This window comes from Clostridium sp. Marseille-QA1073 (assembly GCF_054863625.1).
The window spans coordinates 78,493-98,025 of the sequence record NZ_JBSVQM010000014.1 but is presented as its reverse complement, the minus strand read 5'-3'; the positions used below and the strand labels follow the sequence as shown (position 1 = coordinate 98,025).

At 27.8% G+C, this 19,533-nt stretch carries 12 protein-coding genes; 3 read left to right on the top strand and 9 right to left on the bottom strand.

Translation table 11 applies throughout. The features are described 5' to 3' along the window. Positions 1–19: 19 nt before the first annotated feature. Entirely contained in the window at positions 20–1,927 is a 1,908-nt protein-coding gene (locus tag ACY1IQ_RS13480) for a type I glutamate--ammonia ligase (protein ID WP_461614431.1), read from the bottom strand. A 189-nt stretch (positions 1,928–2,116) separates the two neighbouring features. On the opposite strand from ACY1IQ_RS13480, the gene ACY1IQ_RS13475 reads away from it, so the two are divergent. Together ACY1IQ_RS13475 and ACY1IQ_RS13470 are read left to right on the top strand one after the other, a co-directional pair. After that, positions 2,117–2,731, top strand: coding sequence for a 3'-5' exonuclease (locus ACY1IQ_RS13475; RefSeq protein ID WP_461614430.1), 615 nt, complete (start codon positions 2,117–2,119; stop codon positions 2,729–2,731). A gap of 147 nt (positions 2,732–2,878) precedes the next feature. Further along, positions 2,879–4,042: an amidohydrolase gene (locus ACY1IQ_RS13470; protein ID WP_461614429.1), complete on the top strand. Its 1,164-nt coding sequence runs from the start codon at positions 2,879–2,881 to the stop codon at positions 4,040–4,042. 358 nt (positions 4,043–4,400) lie between these two features. Here the strand turns inward: ACY1IQ_RS13470 and asrC are convergent, their stop codons facing one another. The 7 genes from asrC to ACY1IQ_RS13435 form a co-directional block, all read right to left on the bottom strand. Then, a complete protein-coding gene (gene asrC / locus ACY1IQ_RS13465; RefSeq protein WP_461614428.1) occupies positions 4,401–5,351 on the bottom strand; it encodes a sulfite reductase subunit C in 951 nt (316 codons plus the stop codon). An 11-nt stretch (positions 5,352–5,362) separates the two neighbouring features. After that, a complete protein-coding gene (gene asrB, locus ACY1IQ_RS13460) occupies positions 5,363–6,154 on the bottom strand; it encodes an anaerobic sulfite reductase subunit AsrB (protein ID WP_461614427.1) in 792 nt (263 codons plus the stop codon). A 2-nt stretch (positions 6,155–6,156) separates the two neighbouring features. Continuing rightward, positions 6,157–7,164, bottom strand: coding sequence for an anaerobic sulfite reductase subunit AsrA (asrA, locus tag ACY1IQ_RS13455; protein WP_461614426.1), 1,008 nt, complete (start codon positions 7,162–7,164; stop codon positions 6,157–6,159). A gap of 209 nt (positions 7,165–7,373) precedes the next feature. Further along, positions 7,374–8,063 (bottom strand): Crp/Fnr family transcriptional regulator, encoded by a 690-nt coding sequence (locus ACY1IQ_RS13450; protein WP_461614425.1) that lies wholly within the window; start codon positions 8,061–8,063, stop codon positions 7,374–7,376. Positions 8,064–8,201: 138 nt separating this feature from the next. Further along, positions 8,202–8,330, bottom strand: coding sequence for a clostri-philic family protein (locus ACY1IQ_RS13445; RefSeq protein WP_252120199.1), 129 nt, complete (start codon positions 8,328–8,330; stop codon positions 8,202–8,204). Between the two features lie 58 nt (positions 8,331–8,388). Continuing rightward, complete coding sequence (locus ACY1IQ_RS13440) at positions 8,389–8,541, bottom strand: hypothetical protein (RefSeq protein WP_461614424.1); 153 nt, start codon at positions 8,539–8,541, stop codon at positions 8,389–8,391. A gap of 287 nt (positions 8,542–8,828) precedes the next feature. Continuing rightward, positions 8,829–10,613 carry an aminopeptidase P family protein gene (locus ACY1IQ_RS13435; RefSeq protein WP_461614423.1) on the bottom strand — a complete coding sequence of 595 codons (1,785 nt, stop codon included), beginning with the start codon at positions 10,611–10,613 and terminating at the stop codon, positions 8,829–8,831. Positions 10,614–10,877: 264 nt separating this feature from the next. Between ACY1IQ_RS13435 and ACY1IQ_RS13430 the strand changes: the two genes are divergently transcribed. Continuing rightward, positions 10,878–11,390 (top strand): hypothetical protein, encoded by a 513-nt coding sequence (locus ACY1IQ_RS13430; protein ID WP_461614422.1) that lies wholly within the window; start codon positions 10,878–10,880, stop codon positions 11,388–11,390. Between the two features lie 318 nt (positions 11,391–11,708). Here the strand turns inward: ACY1IQ_RS13430 and ACY1IQ_RS13425 are convergent, their stop codons facing one another. Further along, a complete protein-coding gene (locus ACY1IQ_RS13425) occupies positions 11,709–19,313 on the bottom strand; it encodes a non-ribosomal peptide synthetase (protein WP_461614421.1) in 7,605 nt (2,534 codons plus the stop codon). Positions 19,314–19,533: the final 220 nt, after the last annotated feature.

Below are 19,533 nucleotides of genomic sequence, written 5' to 3'. Positions count from 1 at the left end.
AAATATAATTTTTAGAACTTTATATATGAAAATCTATCAAATTTCTTGAATATGATAGATATTTATCTCTTAAATTTTGCATTTCTTCTTCTAATACTATTTGAAGCTCTGATAATTTATCATACTCTTCGTTATTAATAGCTTCTCTTATTTCTGAGAATATACTTTTTCTAACATTTGTATCCTTCATTATATTTTCTCTAATAAGTTTAATATCTTCCCAATTACTCTTATCTAAATCACAATCAATTTCATTATGATGAAGTATTTTACAGTTTCTAACTTCATCCATATAATTTAAGATTATTCTATGCTCTATTTCCATAGCATATTTATTTAAAATAGCTATTTTATAACTATTTATTATATTTTCAGTTATTATATTACCTTCAGTTATTACTTTAAGCTTATCTTTACAGTTGTCAAAACCTATGATATTTTCATACACTGTTCTTGGAGATTTTCCAAAAAACTCTCCTCTTTCTTCTTCTGAAAAATCCTCAAATATATCTTCTTCACTTCTATAGGATCTGTGCTTTTCTAAATACGGTGAGTCTTCTCCAGGTTTTTTAGATATTTCCTTCAATAATTCTTCTTCATTTTTATTATTTTTAATAACATATCTTATACCATCTAGAATACACATATTCATAGTTGCTAATGTTAAATATGTATTAGTACGTGGGCTTGGAGATCTTAATTCAAATCTCGTCGCCATAGGATTACCCTTATCTCTAATTAATCCTATAAGTATAGTTCTATTTCTTGAAGGTACATCTTTAGTTAGTCCTAGAGATGTAACTATACAAACTGGAGCTTCAAATCCTGGTTTTAACCTTCTAAATGCATCATTTGAAGAAGATATAAATGGATTCATAACTTCGTAATTTTTAAGCATTCCCATCAATGCACCATATCCTATTGGACTTATGAATCCACCTTCTTTTGATGTAAAAAGGTTAATTCTCTTATTGTTTTTTAATTTTAGCACTATGCCCATATGAACGTGCTTTCCGCTACCTGCAACACTATCCATAGGCTTCGCTGCAAAAGTAACTTCTAATTTATTCCTTCTAAAAGTTTCTTTTATAAGAGTTCTAATAAATAGTTCATTATCACAAGCTTGTATGGCATTAGAATATTTCCAATCGATTTCAAGCTGCTCCATTACATGAACTAAATCTCCACTTTGAGATAATTTAGCTGTAACTCCTCCAACTTCTTTATGCCCCATTTCAGGCTCTAGTCCATATTTATCCATTAGTAATAAGCTTTGCTCTAAAGCTGTTCTTACAGAACCCTTTGTTCTTTTCCAATATTGTTCTTTTAAAGCTTGAGAAGTAGATAATGCTTCTAACTCTGCAAGCTCATTAGGGCTTTTTACCCAAAATTCTAATTCTGTAGCAGAAGTTATCTCTACTCCTTCTACCTCATCAAAAGTAACTCCATAATAACTAAGGGCTTCTTTATTCTCTTCCAATAACTTCATAATATTTTGCTTTAAAAATGTTATGGTGCTTTTTAAAATATTTCTTGAATCTACAGCTTTTCCTTCGTGATATAAAAAGCATGGAATTCTTAAAGTACCTATAGGTTTATTTGTTTCTTCATCTACATTTTCATAATTATAATCTATAAACCAGTTACAATCTAAATCAGCCTTCATATCTACTTTAGCATTATTTAATTTTGCTATACCTGGTAAAACAACTGAGGATCCGTCTGTCTGTGCTGCCATTCCATTTAAAAAAGTATGTATATCTTCTAAAAAATTTTTTACAGGAATTTTTTCGTCAGTGTCATTACCTAATAGATCTACTCCTACTAGGGACACAAACTTAATTTCCTTATGAACATTAAGTATTGATTTTAAATCTTTTTCATTATGTTTTTCTCTTGGGATAGTGTATATCATATATTCGTCCATTCCATTCCCTCCTATATTAAAGTAACTTTTATTCAACATTATATTACAAAATTCACAAATAAGACATTAATTTTTTGTATATTTATTAATATTTTTTATTTAAACCTTTACAAGTAATTTATCATATTCACTCTATATTTATTCTCTAATTTGTATTATTATATTAGTATACTTAGGAGGTTTTTACATATGAAGATGATATTTTTTGATACAGAAACTACTGGAATAACTCCAGGAAATATATGCCAGCTATCTTATATAGTTGTAGATACTAGCGTGAAACCTGCAAAGACTGAAGGTAAAAATGTTTTCTTTGCAGTAGAATATGTTGAACCTGAAGCTGAAGAGGTTCATGGTTTTTCTGCTGAAGATTTATACCAATTAAGTAATGGAAAATACTTTGAAGATTCTTATGAAGAGTTTGTAAATGATTTTTTATCTGCCGATATATTAATTGGACATAATGTTAATTTTGATATAAAGTTCCTATGTCATGAACTTGAATATTGTGATATAGAATATGCTCCTAAAAATGTTTTTTGCACAATGAATTATTATAAAAACATATGTAAGTTCATAAATAATAGAGGTGGAATTAAAAATCCTAAGCTTGAAGAAGTTATTAGATTTTTAGGTATAGAAAGAAGTCAAATTAGAGATAAAGCAAAAGAACTTTTCGAAGGTAGTGGAAGTTATCATGATGCTAGATTCGATACAGCTGCTACTTACTTAATAGTTACTGAAGGTATAAAAAAGAATTATATTCCACCAAGACATTTCACAAATATAGTAAAAAAGCAATAATAGATATCTTGTTTAGGCATGTGGTAAAAATAGTCTGACATAACTGAATTGTTATTTTTTTGAAGATGTATTCATATAAATAATTGTAAAATGTTCCGTTAAATAAAAATAAGTATATTTTAAAGAATATTATGGGGGTATAATGTTATGATATTTATTAAAAATGCTAACATCCACACTATGACAAAGGAAGTTTTAGATAAGGGAGCAATTATCGTTGATAATGGTAAAATTGTAGTAATAGGAAAAGATTTAGAAATACCTGAGAATTCTACAGTTATTGATGCACAAGGTGGTTTTTTAATGCCTGGTATGATCGATGCTCATTGTCATGTAGGTATGTGGGAAAATGGTATTGGCTTTGAAGGTGCAGATGGAAATGAAGCTACTGACCCTGTTACGCCTCATCTAAGAGCAATTGATGGTATTAATCCTGTAGATAAATCCTTTGAAGAAGCACTATTAGCTGGTATTACAACTGTTGCTACTGGCCCTGGAAGCGCAAACGTAATTGGTGGTCAATTTGCTATAATGAAGACTTATGGGAAAAAACTAGAAGAAATGATAATAGATGACTGTGCCGCTATGAAAGTTGCTTTTGGTGAAAATCCTAAGAGAGTTTATAATAAACAAAATAAATGTCCTTCAACAAGAATGGGTACTGCAGCAGTTCTCAGAGAAAACTTAATAAAAGCTAAAAATTATGTTGAAAAACAACGTAAATCTATTGAAGGAAATGAAAAAGCACCAGAATTTGATATGAAACTTGATGCTCTTGCAAAAGTAATAAGAAAAGAGATTCCTCTTAAAGCCCATGCTCATAGAGCTGATGACATTTTGACAGCTATAAGAATTGCTAAAGAATTTGGAGTAGAAATTTCTTTAGAGCATTGTACTGAGGGTCATCTAATAGTTGATTACTTAAAAGAAGAAACTTTAAAAGGTATAATAGTTGGTCCTACCCTTTCAGATAGATCTAAATTCGAACTTCAGAATTTGACTTTTGAAACACCAGCAATTTTAAATAGTGCAGGACTTAAAATTGCTCTTATGACAGACCATCCTGTAATTCCTCTTCAATACTTACCTGTATGTGCTGCATTAGCTGCTAGAGAAGGATTGAATGAAGAAGAGGCTTTAAAAGCTATAACTATAAATGCCGCTGAAGTATTAGGAATAGATGATAGAGTTGGATCTATAGAAGTAAATAAAGATGCTGATATTGTAATTTACAATGGACATCCTTTTGATTTAAGAAATAAAGTTAAATTTGTTATGATAAATGGAAGTATAGTAAAGAATGAACTTTAGGCATATGAAAAAAATAATAAACCAAAGATATTAGTATATTTTAAGCATATGAAATAAAATAGTTAGTTAAAGATGCGAAATATATTTTGCATCAGACAAGGAGATAGGTTTTTACGATAGTCTACCTATCATGAAAACCTAACGACGCAGTATGATACAAAATAGATAAGCATACTGACTATCTATTTTTTTTGAATATGCCTCATATCAGACAAGGCGTTAGGTTCTGCTCATAGTGGTGCTATGTGCGGGTTCTGTGAGCGTAGTATGATGGAAAATAGGCTAATGTACTGGTCTATTATTTTTTGAAGATGACTTAATAAAAAACCGTGATTACTCACGGTTTTTTTATTGAAACTTAGTACCAATTAATATTTTCAGTTACTTCTGCAATATCTGGAAGCTTTACATCTTTTAATGCCCATTTTTCAAATTCTCTATATCCTGTTCTATCAACTATATATCCTATATGTTCCTTTCCACCTGGCGCATCTTTATCAATATACTCTTCAATATAATCATAAGTATTTAGAATTATTTTAATTATACTTTCGTCATCTATCCATTTTATAAAATCTTGAGCCATTCTTGGATTTTTCTTACCTGTTCTGCCCATAATTACTAGCTTATAATATTTATCTATACTCCTTGACCATGCACCTGTAGGACATTTTCCAACACATTCTCCACAACCAACACATTTAGAATGATCTCTCACTACCTTAAAATTTTCAAAACTCAATGCTCCTGTAACCCTTTTCTTACAATTCTTAACACAGGACTCACAACCAACACATCTATAACTTTCATATTGAGGTACTGTCATACCTATAATTCCAAAATCCTGCATTCTCGCTTTTATACAGTCATTAGCACATCCAGTTAATGCAATTTTTACATGATAGTCATTGGGGAAAATTGCTTTTTCAATTTTTAAAGCAAATTCAGAAGTATTATAATTCCCAAAAGGACAAACGTTATTGCCAATACAAGCAGATACATTTCTAGTTCCAGCTGCGTTATATCCCTTATTGGGATTAAGCTGATTTATTCCTAAACCTTCTATAATTGGTTGAATTAAATTATTTATTTCATCCATCTTATTCATATCTATACCTGGAATTTCAAAACCCTGTCTAGTTGTTAAATGTACTGTACCACTCCCGTAATTCTCTGCAATTTCATTTAAAATTGTAAAGTATTTAGTTGGCATATGACCACCAGGTACTCTTATTCTTATGGCAACTTTTCCTCTATGCTTAGTAACTCTAAAAGCATTCTTTTTTAAATTTTTAGTATTTATATCCACAATATTTCCCCCTAATCTATAAGAGTTTTTCCTTTAATATAATTAAACACTGGTCCATCCACGCAAATATACGTGTCATCTATCTTGCAATGACCACATTTTCCCACTCCACAGCACATTTTTCTTTCTTGAGAAATCCAAATATTCTCTTCTTTAATTCCTAATTTTAAAAATTCTAAAACAGTAAACTTCATCATCATTGGAGGTCCTACAACTATTACTTGAACCTCATCTATATTATTTATCTTAAGGTCTGGTATATATTTTGTAACAAGTCCGACCTTTCCTTTATATCCTTCTTCTGCACTGTCTACTGTTATAGTAACATCAGAAGTTTTTTTCCATCTTTCTATATTATCTTCAAAGAGTACATTATCAATAGTTTTAAAACCTACTAATACTGTTAGATTTTTGCATTCTTCAATATTATCTGCAAAATAATCTATAACACCTTTAACTGGAGATAATCCTGTTCCTCCTGCAGCCACTATAAGCTCTTTATCTTTATAGTTGTCTATATCGAAACCATTACCATAAGGTCCTCTTAAGAAAAGGATATCTTCTGGTTTAAAGCTATGAATTACATCTGTAACAACTCCCACTCTTCTTATGGTGAGTTCTATATATCCTTCTCCTATTTCTGATACAGATATTGGAGCTTCACCATACCTCGGAAGTGATACTTCAAAAAATTGGCCTGGCTTTACATCTCCGTAGTACTCCATTCTAAAGGAATACTCTATATCTGTATGCTTTTTTATGCTAATTATCTTAGATTTAAATGGCATATATATATTTGACATTTTTATTTTTCTCCTTCCATAGCATCATTGAGCTTGTTTACGCAATTTGAAAAAGATATATATTCTGGACAGATATCATCACATCTTCCACAACCTACGCACATATGGTATCCAAACTTTTTCTTAAAATCATATACCTTATGCATTACTTTAAATCTCATTCTTTCACTTTTCGATTTTCTAAACTCATGTCCTCCAGCCATAACTGTAAAATTATCTACATGACAAGATGCCCATACTCTTCTTCTCTCTCCTGTTTTCTCATTATCTTTATAAAAAATATCTTGCATTGAAAAGCATGTACAAGTAGGGCAAGCAAAATTACATCTTCCGCAACTAATACATCTTGAGTTATATTCCTTCCACATATCTGAATTATGAATTCTTTGATCTAAGTTTTCTGGTATATTAACTTTTACAGAATTTTCTGTAACATAATCCGGGTTTACTTCACAAATTCTACCTTCAACATCATTAAAATAAACCAATAATTCTTCATCTTTTACATCTAACTCTACAACATCATTTCTAAAATTTATTGCTGCATAATACTTATCACTTTTATTTGTACCCATGCTTACACAAAAGCAATTTTCAAAGCTTTTATTGCAGCCCATCAATATAAATTTTACATTACCTCTAATAGCCTTATAATATGGGTCTTTGTCGCCATTTTTTAAATATATCTCATCTATTCTTTTTACAGCTTGTAAATCACAACTTCTTAAAAATACTAATATTTCTTTTCTATCAATTTTAGGTTCAATCCATTGATCTTCTGTAAAATAAAATAAAGTTTGAGTTATCGGCAGTAATATTTCTTTAAAAGAAAAATGAGATTTTACATCAACTACAATCTCCTCTATTGAACTTACTAATCCATATCTTACTCTGTCTGTGTCAGAAAAAGTTCCCTTACCTTTTAGGTTTACAGGTGCATATATTTCATATTTTTCATTTAAGTTTTTTAGCACATCATTAAACCTGTCTTTAGAAATTATAACTCCCATAATTGTACACTCCTATACTTTTTATTCTTTATAGTGAAATTTTAAATATTATAAGAATATGTTTTGAATCATCTGGATATTAAGTTTATTTTGAAAATTTTATATAAAATCTCACTATTTATGTTAATTAATTCACTATTATTAACAATAATCTCCCTATTACTCACTCTAATTCTAAGTGATATATAAAAAAAAGTATGTGATTTTTATCACATACCCTTAAAATATTTAGCTAAATTTTCTCTATTAATAACTGTTATCTTTTTATTTTTTATAGCTATGAGATTTTTATCTTCCAATACTTTTATAGCTCTAGACATTGTTTCTCTTGAACATCCGAACATGTTTGCAAGATATGTAACAGTCATGGTCATATCAATTACTGTGCCCTTTTCCCCATCTATTCCATAATCTTTTGAAAGCTTCCAAAGTTTTGCTGCTAGTTTTTTCTCAATTTTTAATGGCACTGTATTTTTTAGTTGTCTATAAGTTCTTCTAATTTTTTTAGTCATAGATTCTATAACTACTTTAGTTAGTGAAAAGTATTTTTCCATAAGCTTTAGTAATTCATCTTTATTAATTATCATAATAACACTATCTTCAAAAATCTCACAATTTACCGAAGAGCTTCCATTATCAATTATTACATCATTTATTATACTTCCTTCTCCTAATATAAATATTACCCGCTTTTGTCCTTCTTCTGATATTTTATATAAAGATACTTTTCCACTTAAAATTATATAAATATTATTTACTATATCTCTTTCCATAAAGAGTTGATGTCCCCTATAAAAATTTGTTTTGTAACTTTTCTCACAAATTTCTATTAATATATCTTTATCTAGTCTTCCAAAGTTCTCTAATCTTTCTATATCCTTTAATATAACCTTATCCATAGTGCACTCCTAATCAATATATTTCAGATTTTACTATTAATTCTATTATATATTATGGATATAAATAATACATCTATTTATAAATGTACAGTAAAAACAAAACCTCTTAAGGATTATCCTAAGAGATTTCTACTTTATTTATTCAGTTGGTTCACCATCAAAATTTACATATCTTGGTGAAGTCTTTTTATTTCCTTTATTTTTAGGTAAGTTATTTATCTTTTGTCTTCTTTTACCCTTATTATTGCTGTTATTGGTTTTATCCATACTATTCACTCCTTTCAGCCTTATTTTTACCTAGGCTAAAAGTTTTATACTATAGAAATTAATTACTACTCATTAAAATAACTTTGCTAGGAGTATTATTTTCTTTTACTAATTTTCCATTTACATTCCTATCTATAGCTGAAATTACTATACAACTTAATAAACCAATTAATAATACGACTAATCTATTTTTAATTTTTTTCTTTATCATAAATTCTCACCTTCTATCAATGATACTGATAATCATTTTCATTTATATTTTTATTATAATATATTTATTTTTCTATGTCTATAGTTATATAAAATAATGTTTATTAATAATTACGTTGTTATTTTCTATAGTAGATTAAATTCTTCCGTTAATTATAAAAAATTTTTTATAAAGAATTTTTTTAGTTTTATTGGTAGAATTAAAAATTATTTCATATAAATTAATCTTGAAATTGGTATATAAATAAGAAAAGAACTTCCTAAAAACTTAGGAAATTCTTTTCTTATTTATATAGCTCTTGTTTCGTATTTTAAAAATGCTTTTTCTTCCTCATTTAAATATGGTGATAGCTTTTCATATGTTTGTTTATGATAATTATTTAACCATTCTCTTTCATCTTCAGTCATCATCTCTGGAATTATTCCATCTAAATCAAAAGGACAAAATGTTATAGTTTCAAATTTCAAAAATTCTCCACCATATTCAGTTGTTTCATCCTCAGTTACAAATAATGTATTTTCTAATCTTATACCATGCTTACCTTCTTTATAAACACCTGGTTCATTAGTTAGATTCATACCTACCTCTAATTTAACATTTGATGGAACTCTAGATATTCCATGTGGTCCTTCATGAACATTCAATAGATATCCTACGCCATGACCTGTACCACATTTGTAATCTATTCCCGCTTCCCAAAGTGGTTTTCTAGCAAGTATATCTAGGTTGCATCCCACAGTACCAACTAAAAATCTAGCTTTAGATAATCCAATATTACCTCTAGCAACTAAGGTAAAATCTCTTTTTTGCTCTTCTGTTAGTGGTCCTAAAACTATTGTTCTTGTTATATCTGTAGTGCCATCATAGTATTGTCCACCAGAATCAATTAAGAATAAACCTTCTGGCTTTAATTCATAATCCGTTTCTGGAGTTGCACTATAATGCATCATAGCAGCATGCTCTTTATATCCTGCTATTGTATTAAAACTTGGTTCTATAAATAATTCATCTTCAGCTCTTAAGCTAGTTAATTTATTAGAAGCAGATATTTCTGTTACTTTTTCACCTCTTGAAACTGATTCTTTTAACCATTTTATGAACCTTACTTCAGCAACGCAATCTCTAATTGTAGCTTTTCTTGTATTTTCTATTTCTATTTTATTTTTTATCGCTTTTAATTTAGTTGTTATATTTACTTCCTCTATTTTACTAATATCAGATCTTATAGCATCTAAAATCATTACATTGGTTTTAGATGGATCATATGTTACAACTCTATCTTCTGGTATACTTTCAATAAATTCTGTTATCTCTTCATATGACTTAACTTCAATACTTTCACCTTTTAACTCTTCTGCTATTTCTCTTGATATTTTAGATAAATCAACAAATAGATAAGCTTTCTCTTCATCTATCACAGCATAAGAAATAACTACAGGATTTTTATCTATATCTCTTCCCCTTATATTAAATAACCATGCTATATCATCTAATGAACTTAATATAAAATAATTAGCTTCTATTTTCTTCATTCTATCTCTAACTTCACTTAATTTTTTGCTTCTGGTTTTTCCAGCATATTTAATATCATGAATAAATACCTGTTCTGATGGAAGTGCCGGTCTATCTTCCCAAATCTCACCTACTAAATCAAATCTTGTTTCAATTTTAAACTTTTTAGAAGTAAATTTTAATGACATATCCTTATATAAGGAAACAGGAAATACCTTCCCATCAAAACCTATAGTTGAGTTTTTTTCTACATTTTCCTTTATCCATTCAATATAAGTTAGAACTGTTGGTTGTCCCATTTTAAATAATTCAATTCCACTTCCCTGTAATTGTTTTTCCGCCTGTATAAAATATCTTCCATCTGTCCATAATCCTGCACTATTTAATGTGATAACAACTGTACCTGCTGACCCTGTAAATCCTGATATCCATGCTCTTGATTTATAATGTTCTGCTACATACTCACTTTGGTGAGAGTCAAAACTAGGAATAATATAAGCCTCAATATTCTTTTCTCTCATTAACACTCTTAACTGTTCTATTCTTTCCTTTACTGTCATCTTTTTACCTCCAATCATAATAAAACTCTATATAAAATAAATTTTAAATTTATAAATACTATGTAACATTTTTAGTATAATAACTTAATTATAATATATTTTTTACTTTATTTAAATATTTTCTTACAGTTTAATCAAATTTTTTTATATTTCCTAAATTTTTATTATATTTGTAAAATACACCAATATTTATCCTTAATATTTTCAAGTTGTTCCAAAATTATGATATAATAGAAATGATAAAATTGGAAAGTAGGTATTTATATGAAAAAACTTTTATCAATATTGTGTATTTTATTTTCATTTTCTTTAATTGGTTGTACAAAAGAAAAATCTGAAACCATAAATCCTGATGATATCGCTAAAGATGTTGTAATCAAATATTATACCTTTGATAAGGATCGCATAGATTTATATGCAAAGCTTGGCATAGATGGTGTAACTAGTGCAGAATCCGCTGATAAATTACATAGCCCTATTAAAGATTATTTTGAAGAGAATTTATATTTAATAACAATTAGCGAAAAAATTATAATTTCTCAACTTGAGAGTTCTCATAGAAACAAATATACACTAGAAGTAAAAGATGTTACTTTAATTAAAGTTAATTCTTCTGAAGAAGGTATCTATGATTACGAATATACTGGAACTTTAATAAAAAAATCTTTTGAAAATGAATCTAGTGAAGAAGTTCCTATGTCTGGACATCTTAAATTAAGCAATTATAATGACAAGTGGACAGTGACAAGTTTTTCTTCGAGCCTCCCACTAAAATAAATAAAATTTTTTTGAATCAACTTCCTTTATCTATACCTTTTCTCAATTTATATTAATCTTTTAAAGAGAAAATAATAAAAATATGATTAAACTTCTTCTGTTATTTTCACAGCATTGTTGCTCTTAAAAAAATAACAGAAGAAGTTTTTAATTAGTTATAAATTATATCTTTGTGCTTTCTTTGAATTAAAAAATCTTCTATTGCTTCAATATTTTTCACTATTCTTTTAAATGATTTGTTTATCTATTCTTACCACATAGTAAAATAAAATTCAAACAACTTTTCTATAAGAATTGATAAATTATAATAGTATATTATCATTCTAAAAAATTAACTTTTCTACAATAATCTATCATTTTATTCATATGCTCTAAATTTAAGCTTGGCCATATAAAGTCTGCTTGCTTAAGTAATATCTGAGTTTTTTCGCATATACTTACAAAGGCTTTATTCTCTTCATTGTTCAATATATTAGAATGTACTAAGAAATTGTCTATATGCTCTCTTAAGTCCTCCCTATTATAGTTATCATATACATATTCTAAAAAGTCTTCAAAGGACTTCATCTCAATTGAAAATTCTAATTTGTTTAATAAATCCCCTACTAGAATTGGAGTTACAGAATTAGGATTAAATATATGATATATTTCATTTTTTAAATCTGCTCTATCATATAATAAAATAATTGCCCTACTTACATAATCAACAAAGGAAAAATCATAACTTGAATTTATTTTTGGCATTGCTCCTAAATTTATATAAGATTTTAACTGTGAATAAAAAGCATTCTCATCTATATTTTTTTGGAATACCCCTGTTCTTGAATTAAAAACAATGTTTCCTACTCTAAATATATTAGTGTTAATACCATCTTCCCTTGCCTTTAGGACAACTCTCTCTCCTTCTATTTTAGTCTTTATATAATAGTTATCAATGTGATTTTCTAATTCATCGTTATATTCACTAAATAACATATCTTCCTTATCTACTTTTTCTGAGCCTACACTAATAGTTGAAATATGATTTAAATCTTTCTTTTGCCCAAATTTAGCAAATTCTATTAATCTTTCAACAGCCTTTACATTCACCTCATAAAAATCCTCATAATGACCATAGTGCTTTACATTAGCAGCAGAATTAATAATACAATCTACAGTTTCAGCTAAAACTTCATATAATTCTTTTTCCAAACCAAAATTATATTTTGCTATATCTCCGTTTATTATGGATATCTTATCTGAATAAACCTCATATATATTATTACTTCCAAAATATAATTCAAAATTTTTCATTAACTTTTCTTCTGCTTCTTCTTTATTTTTCCCTCTTATAAGTAAATGAATTGTTACATCATCATTATTCAATAATTCATGTAGAATATGCATACCTAAATATCCTGTTGATCCTGTTAAGAAAATGCTTTTGTACTTTCTTTTTTTAATAACATGAATTTGTTCATATGCTTTATTTAACTCTCGATAATTCATAATACTACTATTTAACTTTTTATCACAAATTGAACTGTTGCTTGAATTTTCTAAAGTAACTGCTACTTCTTTAAAAGAATCAATTTTCATCTTAAGATTATTTTTCTTAAAAGAAACTCTTTTAGACAGCTGAGATATAGTTTTACATTCAAAAATATCATTTATTTTTATTTCAAAATCAACAATTAATTTAGATACAATACGAATTGCTTTAATAGAATCTCCACCTAAGTCAAAAAAATTATCTTTTACTCCTATTCTCTCTATTCCTAGTATTTCCTCCCATACAGAGACCATTTTAGCTTCTATAAAGTTTCTTGGTGCCTCATATACTGTACCTATGTCAATAAACTTATCATATTTCTGTAATGCTCTTCTATCAACCTTTCCATTTGACATTACTGGTATTTTTTCTAGTTGTACAAAATATGACGGTACCATATACTCTGGTAGCTCTTTTGAAAGATATTCTCTCAATTCTTTAGCATTAATTTCATTATCCCCAACTATATAGGCACAAATATACTTGTTATTATTTTCATCTTCTCTAGATATTACTACTGTTTCCCTTACTTTTTCATTTTTTAACAACTGTGATTCTATCTCACCTAATTCTATTCTAAATCCTCTTATTTTTACCTGATGATCTATTCTTCCTAAAAATTCTATATTCCCATCAGATAGCCATCTTGCTAAATCTCCCGTTTTGTACATTCTTATATTTGGCTCGAATGGATTTAATATAAACTTTTCTCTTGTTAAGTCTGGTTTATTCAAGTATCCCCTTGCAAGACCATCTCCAGATATACATAGTTCTCCTGCTACCCCTATTGGCTGAACCTTATTATTTTTATCTACTATAAATATTCTTGTATTATCTCTTGGTTTGCCTATTGCTATTTTTTTATTTACATCAACATTTCTCATAATTGTTGTAACTACACTATTTTCGGTTGGTCCATATTCATTAACTATTTCAACTTCTTTGTTAATACTTTTACATCTTTCAACAACCTTAGAAGTTAAATTTTCTCCCGCTAATGTTATTATCCTTAAACTCTTTGCTTCTTCTGTAGTCAAAGAGTCCATTATTGCTAAGCACATAGATGGTACTGTTATAAAATGTGTAATATTATGTGATAATATCTTATCTTTTATCACAAATACATCTTTTGCTTCAATATCAGTTAAAATAACTACTTTTGCTCCAGAGATAATTGGTGTATAAAAACTTGTTACAAATCCATCAAAAGCATAAGAAAATAACTGAAGTACACTATCCATAGAATTTAACTTATATTCTTTTCTTCTCCATTGAAGCATAGTTGCCACACTTTTATGCTCTATCATTACTCCTTTTGGCTTTCCAGTAGATCCAGAAGTATAAATCATATATGCTAAATCTTGTGAAGTATTTACTTTCTTCAAATTTTCTTCACTCTGTAAATTAATTTTCTTATCATATACATCTAATACTTTTCCACTGTAATCTATTTTCTTTAATAATTTGTGACGTGTAAGTAATATATCCACTTTACTATCTTGTATCATATATTCTATTCTATCTTTAGGATATTCTGATTCAATAGGTAAGTATGCTCCACCAGCTTTTAATATCCCTATTATTCCTACTATCATTTCTAAAGATCTTTCTAGCATTATTCCGACTACAGAATTAGCGTTGACTCCACATGCTCTCAATACTCTTGCTAACTGATTTGCTTTAGCATTTAATTCTCTATAGGTTAGCTTATTCTCCTCACATATTACTGCTACATTGTTAGGAGTATTTTTTACCTGTTCTTCAAATAGTTCATATATAGTTTTATCTTCAGAATATTTAGCATTTGTAGCATTGAAATCATAAAGCAGTTGTTTCTTTTCTTCTTTTGATAGCATTTCTATTTCCGATAATTTAATTTCTACATTATTTACTACTTCTTTTAGTATATTTACATAGTGTTTTGATAATCTTTCTACAGTTTCTCTTTTAAAGAGTTTTGTACAATACTCTAAATTAAAAGTTATCTTTTCCTTTATTTCAATAGCACTTAATGTAATATCAAATTTAGATATCCTATTTTTAAACTCATATGAACTAAATTTTAATCCATCAATTTCTATATTCTCTATGTCCATATTTTGCAATGTAAACATCACATCAAATAATGGATTCTTACTAAAATCTCTATTTATATCTAAATTGCTAATTAGTTCTTCAAATTGGTAATCTTGATTTTCATATGCTTCTAATGCAGTATCCTTAACGGTTTCTAAGAATTCCTTAAAGCTCATCTCTCCTTTAGGATAATTCCTCATTACGATGGTATTTACAAACATTCCTATTATATTATCTAAATCAGAATGTGCCCTACCTGCTACTGGTGTTCCTACAACTATATCTTCCTGACCTGTATATTTAGATAATAATATGGTATATGCTCCTAGTAATACCATATATAAAGTTGTCCCTGTTTTAGCTGCAAGCTTATTTATATCTTCTTTTAATTCCTTTTCAATTTCAAATTTTATTAAATCACCATCAAAACTTTTCGTAGCAGGTCTTATATAGTCTATTGGCATATTTAATGCAGGTATTTCATCTTTAAATTTACCTAGCCAATATTCTTTTTGTTTTTCAATAGATTCAGTTTTTAATATATTATTTTGCCACTGTGAAAAATCCTTATATTGTATTCTTAACTTTGGTAATTCTTTATTTTCATATAGTGCAATAAATTCTTTTATAAATATTCCCGTTGATATTCCATCTGATATTATGTGATGAGTATCCATCATAAATAAATGGTTATTTTTTAATAGTTTTATCAATTCAACTCTTAAAAGTGGTGCTTTACTAAGATTAAATGGTTGTATAAATTTCTCTATTTTATCTTTTATTTCACCTTCTCCTAATTCACTATAAGCTATTTCAAACTCCACATTTTTATATATTCTTTGTACTGGTCTACCTTCTATTAATTCAAAAGCTGTCCTAAAAGATTCATGTCTTCTTACAAGTTCTTGCATTGCCTTTTCAAACTGATTTATATTTAATTCACCTTTAATTGTCATTATCATCGGCATATTATAACTTATACCTGCATTTTCAATTTGATTTAGTATATACATTCTTTTTTGTGCAGAGGATAATGGATAATATTCCTTTTCCTCTACAATTTCTATTGTAGAATATATACTTTTATCTAAATTTCTTATATACTCTCCCATACTCTTTATAGTAGAGTTTCTAAATATTTCTCCCAAGGAAATTTCTACATTTAACTCTTTGCATATCTTATTTACAAGAGACATAGCTTTTAAAGAATGTCCTCCTATTTCAAAGAAGTTATCATTTATTCCTATCACATCGACCTTCAATATATCTTCCCATATTTTTACTAAACTCTCTTCAATTTCATTTCTTGCTTCTTCATACTCTATGCCTATATCCATTGCGCCTTCTGGCTTAGGTAATCTCTTTCTATCTATTTTTCCATTTGGTGTTAATGGCATTGTTTCTAACTGTACGAAATATGATGGTATCATATATTCTGGCAACTCTTTTAAAAGACATTCTCTTAACTCTTTAACAGTAAAATTTACTGTTCCTACTATATAAGCACAAATATATTTATTACCTTCTTCATCTTCTCTAGCTATTACTACTGATTCCTTTATCTTTTCCTTCTTTAGAAGTTGTGCTTCAATCTCACCAAGCTCTATTCTAAATCCTCTTATCTTCACTTGATGATCTATTCTTCCCAAAAATTCTATATTTCCATCTGATAGCCGTCTTGCTAAATCACCAGTTTTATATATTCTTTCACCTGACTTATAGGGATTTTCTATAAACTTTTCTGCAGTTAATTCTGGCTTGTTTAAATATCCTCTTGCTAGACCATCTCCTGATATACATAATTCTCCTGCAACTCCTATTGGTGCTAGTTCATTATTATTCATAATATATATTTGAGTATTTTCAATAGGTGTTCCTATAGGTATACTAATATATTTTAAATTTTTATCTACTGAATATCTAGATGAATAGATACTAGTTTCTGTTGGTCCATATAGATTTTCTAATCTTATAGTATTAAACTTACTATAAAAATTAGAAACTATATCTGTTTTTAATTCCTCTCCTGCAGCAAACACGTATTTTAAACTGTTTATTTTATCTAAATCATCTCCTATGCTTTCCATAAACACATTTAGCATAGCTGGTACAAAATTAATATGTGTTACTTTATGTTCATCTATTAAATTAATAATAGCATTTATATCCTTTTCTTCATTACTACTCATTATTACAAGCTTACCACTTCCTACAAACCAGCCAAATAATTCACTTACTGACACATCAAATGTAAATTTGGTTTTTAACAAGTGAGTATCTTCATGTCCTAAGGGATACTTTTTCTCCATGCATACTAGTGTATTAATTACACTAGTATGTTCTACCATTACTCCTTTAGGATTTCCAGTTGAACCTGAAGTGTATATAATATACGCTAAACTTTTGGAATTATTTATTCTTTCTAAATTATTTCTTTCACATCTATATAATTCTTCATCTAGTAAATCTATAGTTTCTCCTAAAAAATCTATATTACTTGAACTTTTTTTCTTAGTTAGTAGCAATTTACTTTTACTATCTTTTAGGATATACTCCACTCTTTCTTTTGGATAGTCTGGATCTATAGGTAAATACGCCCCTCCTGCTTTTAATATTCCTAATATTCCTACTATCATTTCCAAAGATCTTTCTACCATTATTCCTACTATAGAATCAGCTTTAACTCCTTTTTTTCTCAATACTCTCGCTAACTGATTTGCTTTCATATTTAACTCATCATAGGTTAACTGTTTGTCTTCATATATTACTGCTATATTGTTAGGAGTCCTTTTTACTTGTTCTTCGAATAGTTCATGTATGGTTTTATCTTTAGGATATTCAATTTTATCACTATTAAAATCATAAAGTAGTTGATTTTTCTCCTCTTTAGATAAAATTTCTATTTCTGATAATTTAATTTCTGCATTATTTGTTACTTGTTTTAGTATATTTATATAATGTTTTGATAATCTTTCTATAGTTTCTTTTTTAAAGAGTTTCGTGCAATATTGTAAATCAAAAGTTATCTTTTCCTTTGATTCAATAGCACTTAATGTAATATCAAATTTAGATACTTTATTTTCAAATTCATATGGTCTAAATTTTAATCCGTCAATTTCTATATTTTCTGTATCAATATTTTGTAATGTAAACATCACATCAAATAATGGATTCTTGCTAGGATCTCTAATTATATCTAACTTACTAATTAATTCTTCAAATTGATAATCTTGATTTTCATATGCTTCTAGTGATGTTTCTTTAACTGCTTCTAAAAATTCCCTAAAACTTTTTTCTCCTTTAGGATAATTTCTCATTGCAACAGTGTTTACAAACATTCCTATTATATTATCTAGATCAGAATGAGCCCTACCAGCTACTGGTGTTCCTACAACTATATCTTCCTGACCTGTATATTTAGATAGTAATACATTATAAGCTCCTAATAATATCATATATAAGGTTGTCCCTGTTTTAGCTGCAAGTTTATTTATCTCTTCTACTAAGTCTTTTTCTATTTCAAATTTTACTACATCACCTTCAAAACTTTTTATGTTAGGTCTTTTATAGTCTGTTAGCATATTTAATACAGGTATTTCATCTTTAAATTTATCTAGCCAATATTGTTTTTGTTTTTCAATAGATTTAGTTTTTAATATATTATTTTGCCACTGTGAAAAATCCTTATATTGTATCCTAAGCTCTGGTAATTCTTTACCTTTATATAAATTAATAAAATCCTTTATAAATATTCCTGTTGATACTCCATCTGATATTATATGGTGAGTATCCATCATAAACAGATGTTTGTTTGTCGATACTTTTATGAGCTCTACTCTTAAAAGTGGTGCTTTACTAAGATCAAATGGTCGCACAAATCCATCTATTCTGCTCTTTATCTCATCTTCTCTTGCTTCGCTATGTGCTATCTCAAACTCTATATTTTTATATATTTTTTGTACTGGTTCACCATCCACTACCTGAAAGGCTGTCCTAAAGGATTCATGCCTTCTTACAAGTTCTTTCATTGTTCTTTCAAATTGATTTATATTTAGATTTCCTTCAATTATCATTATCATTGGTATATTATAACTTATACCTACATTTTCAATTTGATTCAGTATATACATTCTTTTTTGTGCAGATGACAACAAATAATAATTTCTATCTTCTACAGGTTCTATTGATTCAAATTTATTTTTTTTAATATCTAAAATATTTTTATTAATATCTATATTATTTTCTTTAAGGCGTTTCTCCAAAAGTTTTAGCTTTTCAGGTGGTAGTTTTGAAATTCTTTTTAATAGATCATTCATCTTTATTAGCTCCTCCTTATGATCAAATCATTTATATTTGATTACCTATTTTCCAATTACAAATAATAAAAATTTAACTCAGTGTAAATTTATAACTTTAAACATTTCAAATAAAATAACTAGTCAAAGATGTATAAAGTATTTTGCATTAACAGTATGTTAGATTTTATTGATAATGTTCTATCAATTAATTCCAACAACTATATATCACAAAATAAGC

What these genes read in the sequence shown, in the direction of transcription:
- ACY1IQ_RS13480 (WP_461614431.1), bottom strand. Translation starts at nt 1,927, where the DNA reads ATGGACGAATATATGATATACACTATCCCAAGAGAAAAACATAATGAA.
- ACY1IQ_RS13475 (WP_461614430.1), top strand. Translation starts at nt 2,117, where the DNA reads ATGAAGATGATATTTTTTGATACAGAAACTACTGGAATAACTCCAGGA.
- ACY1IQ_RS13470 (WP_461614429.1), top strand. Translation starts at nt 2,879, where the DNA reads ATGATATTTATTAAAAATGCTAACATCCACACTATGACAAAGGAAGTT.
- asrB (WP_461614427.1), bottom strand. Translation starts at nt 6,154, where the DNA reads ATGTCAAATATATATATGCCATTTAAATCTAAGATAATTAGCATAAAA.
- asrA (WP_461614426.1), bottom strand. Translation starts at nt 7,164, where the DNA reads ATGGGAGTTATAATTTCTAAAGACAGGTTTAATGATGTGCTAAAAAAC.
- ACY1IQ_RS13450 (WP_461614425.1), bottom strand. Translation starts at nt 8,063, where the DNA reads ATGGATAAGGTTATATTAAAGGATATAGAAAGATTAGAGAACTTTGGA.
- ACY1IQ_RS13445 (WP_252120199.1), bottom strand. Translation starts at nt 8,330, where the DNA reads ATGGATAAAACCAATAACAGCAATAATAAGGGTAAAAGAAGACAAAAG.
- ACY1IQ_RS13440 (WP_461614424.1), bottom strand. Translation starts at nt 8,541, where the DNA reads ATGATAAAGAAAAAAATTAAAAATAGATTAGTCGTATTATTAATTGGT.
- ACY1IQ_RS13435 (WP_461614423.1), bottom strand. Translation starts at nt 10,613, where the DNA reads ATGACAGTAAAGGAAAGAATAGAACAGTTAAGAGTGTTAATGAGAGAA.
- ACY1IQ_RS13430 (WP_461614422.1), top strand. Translation starts at nt 10,878, where the DNA reads ATGAAAAAACTTTTATCAATATTGTGTATTTTATTTTCATTTTCTTTA.
- ACY1IQ_RS13425 (WP_461614421.1), bottom strand. Translation starts at nt 19,313, where the DNA reads ATGAATGATCTATTAAAAAGAATTTCAAAACTACCACCTGAAAAGCTA.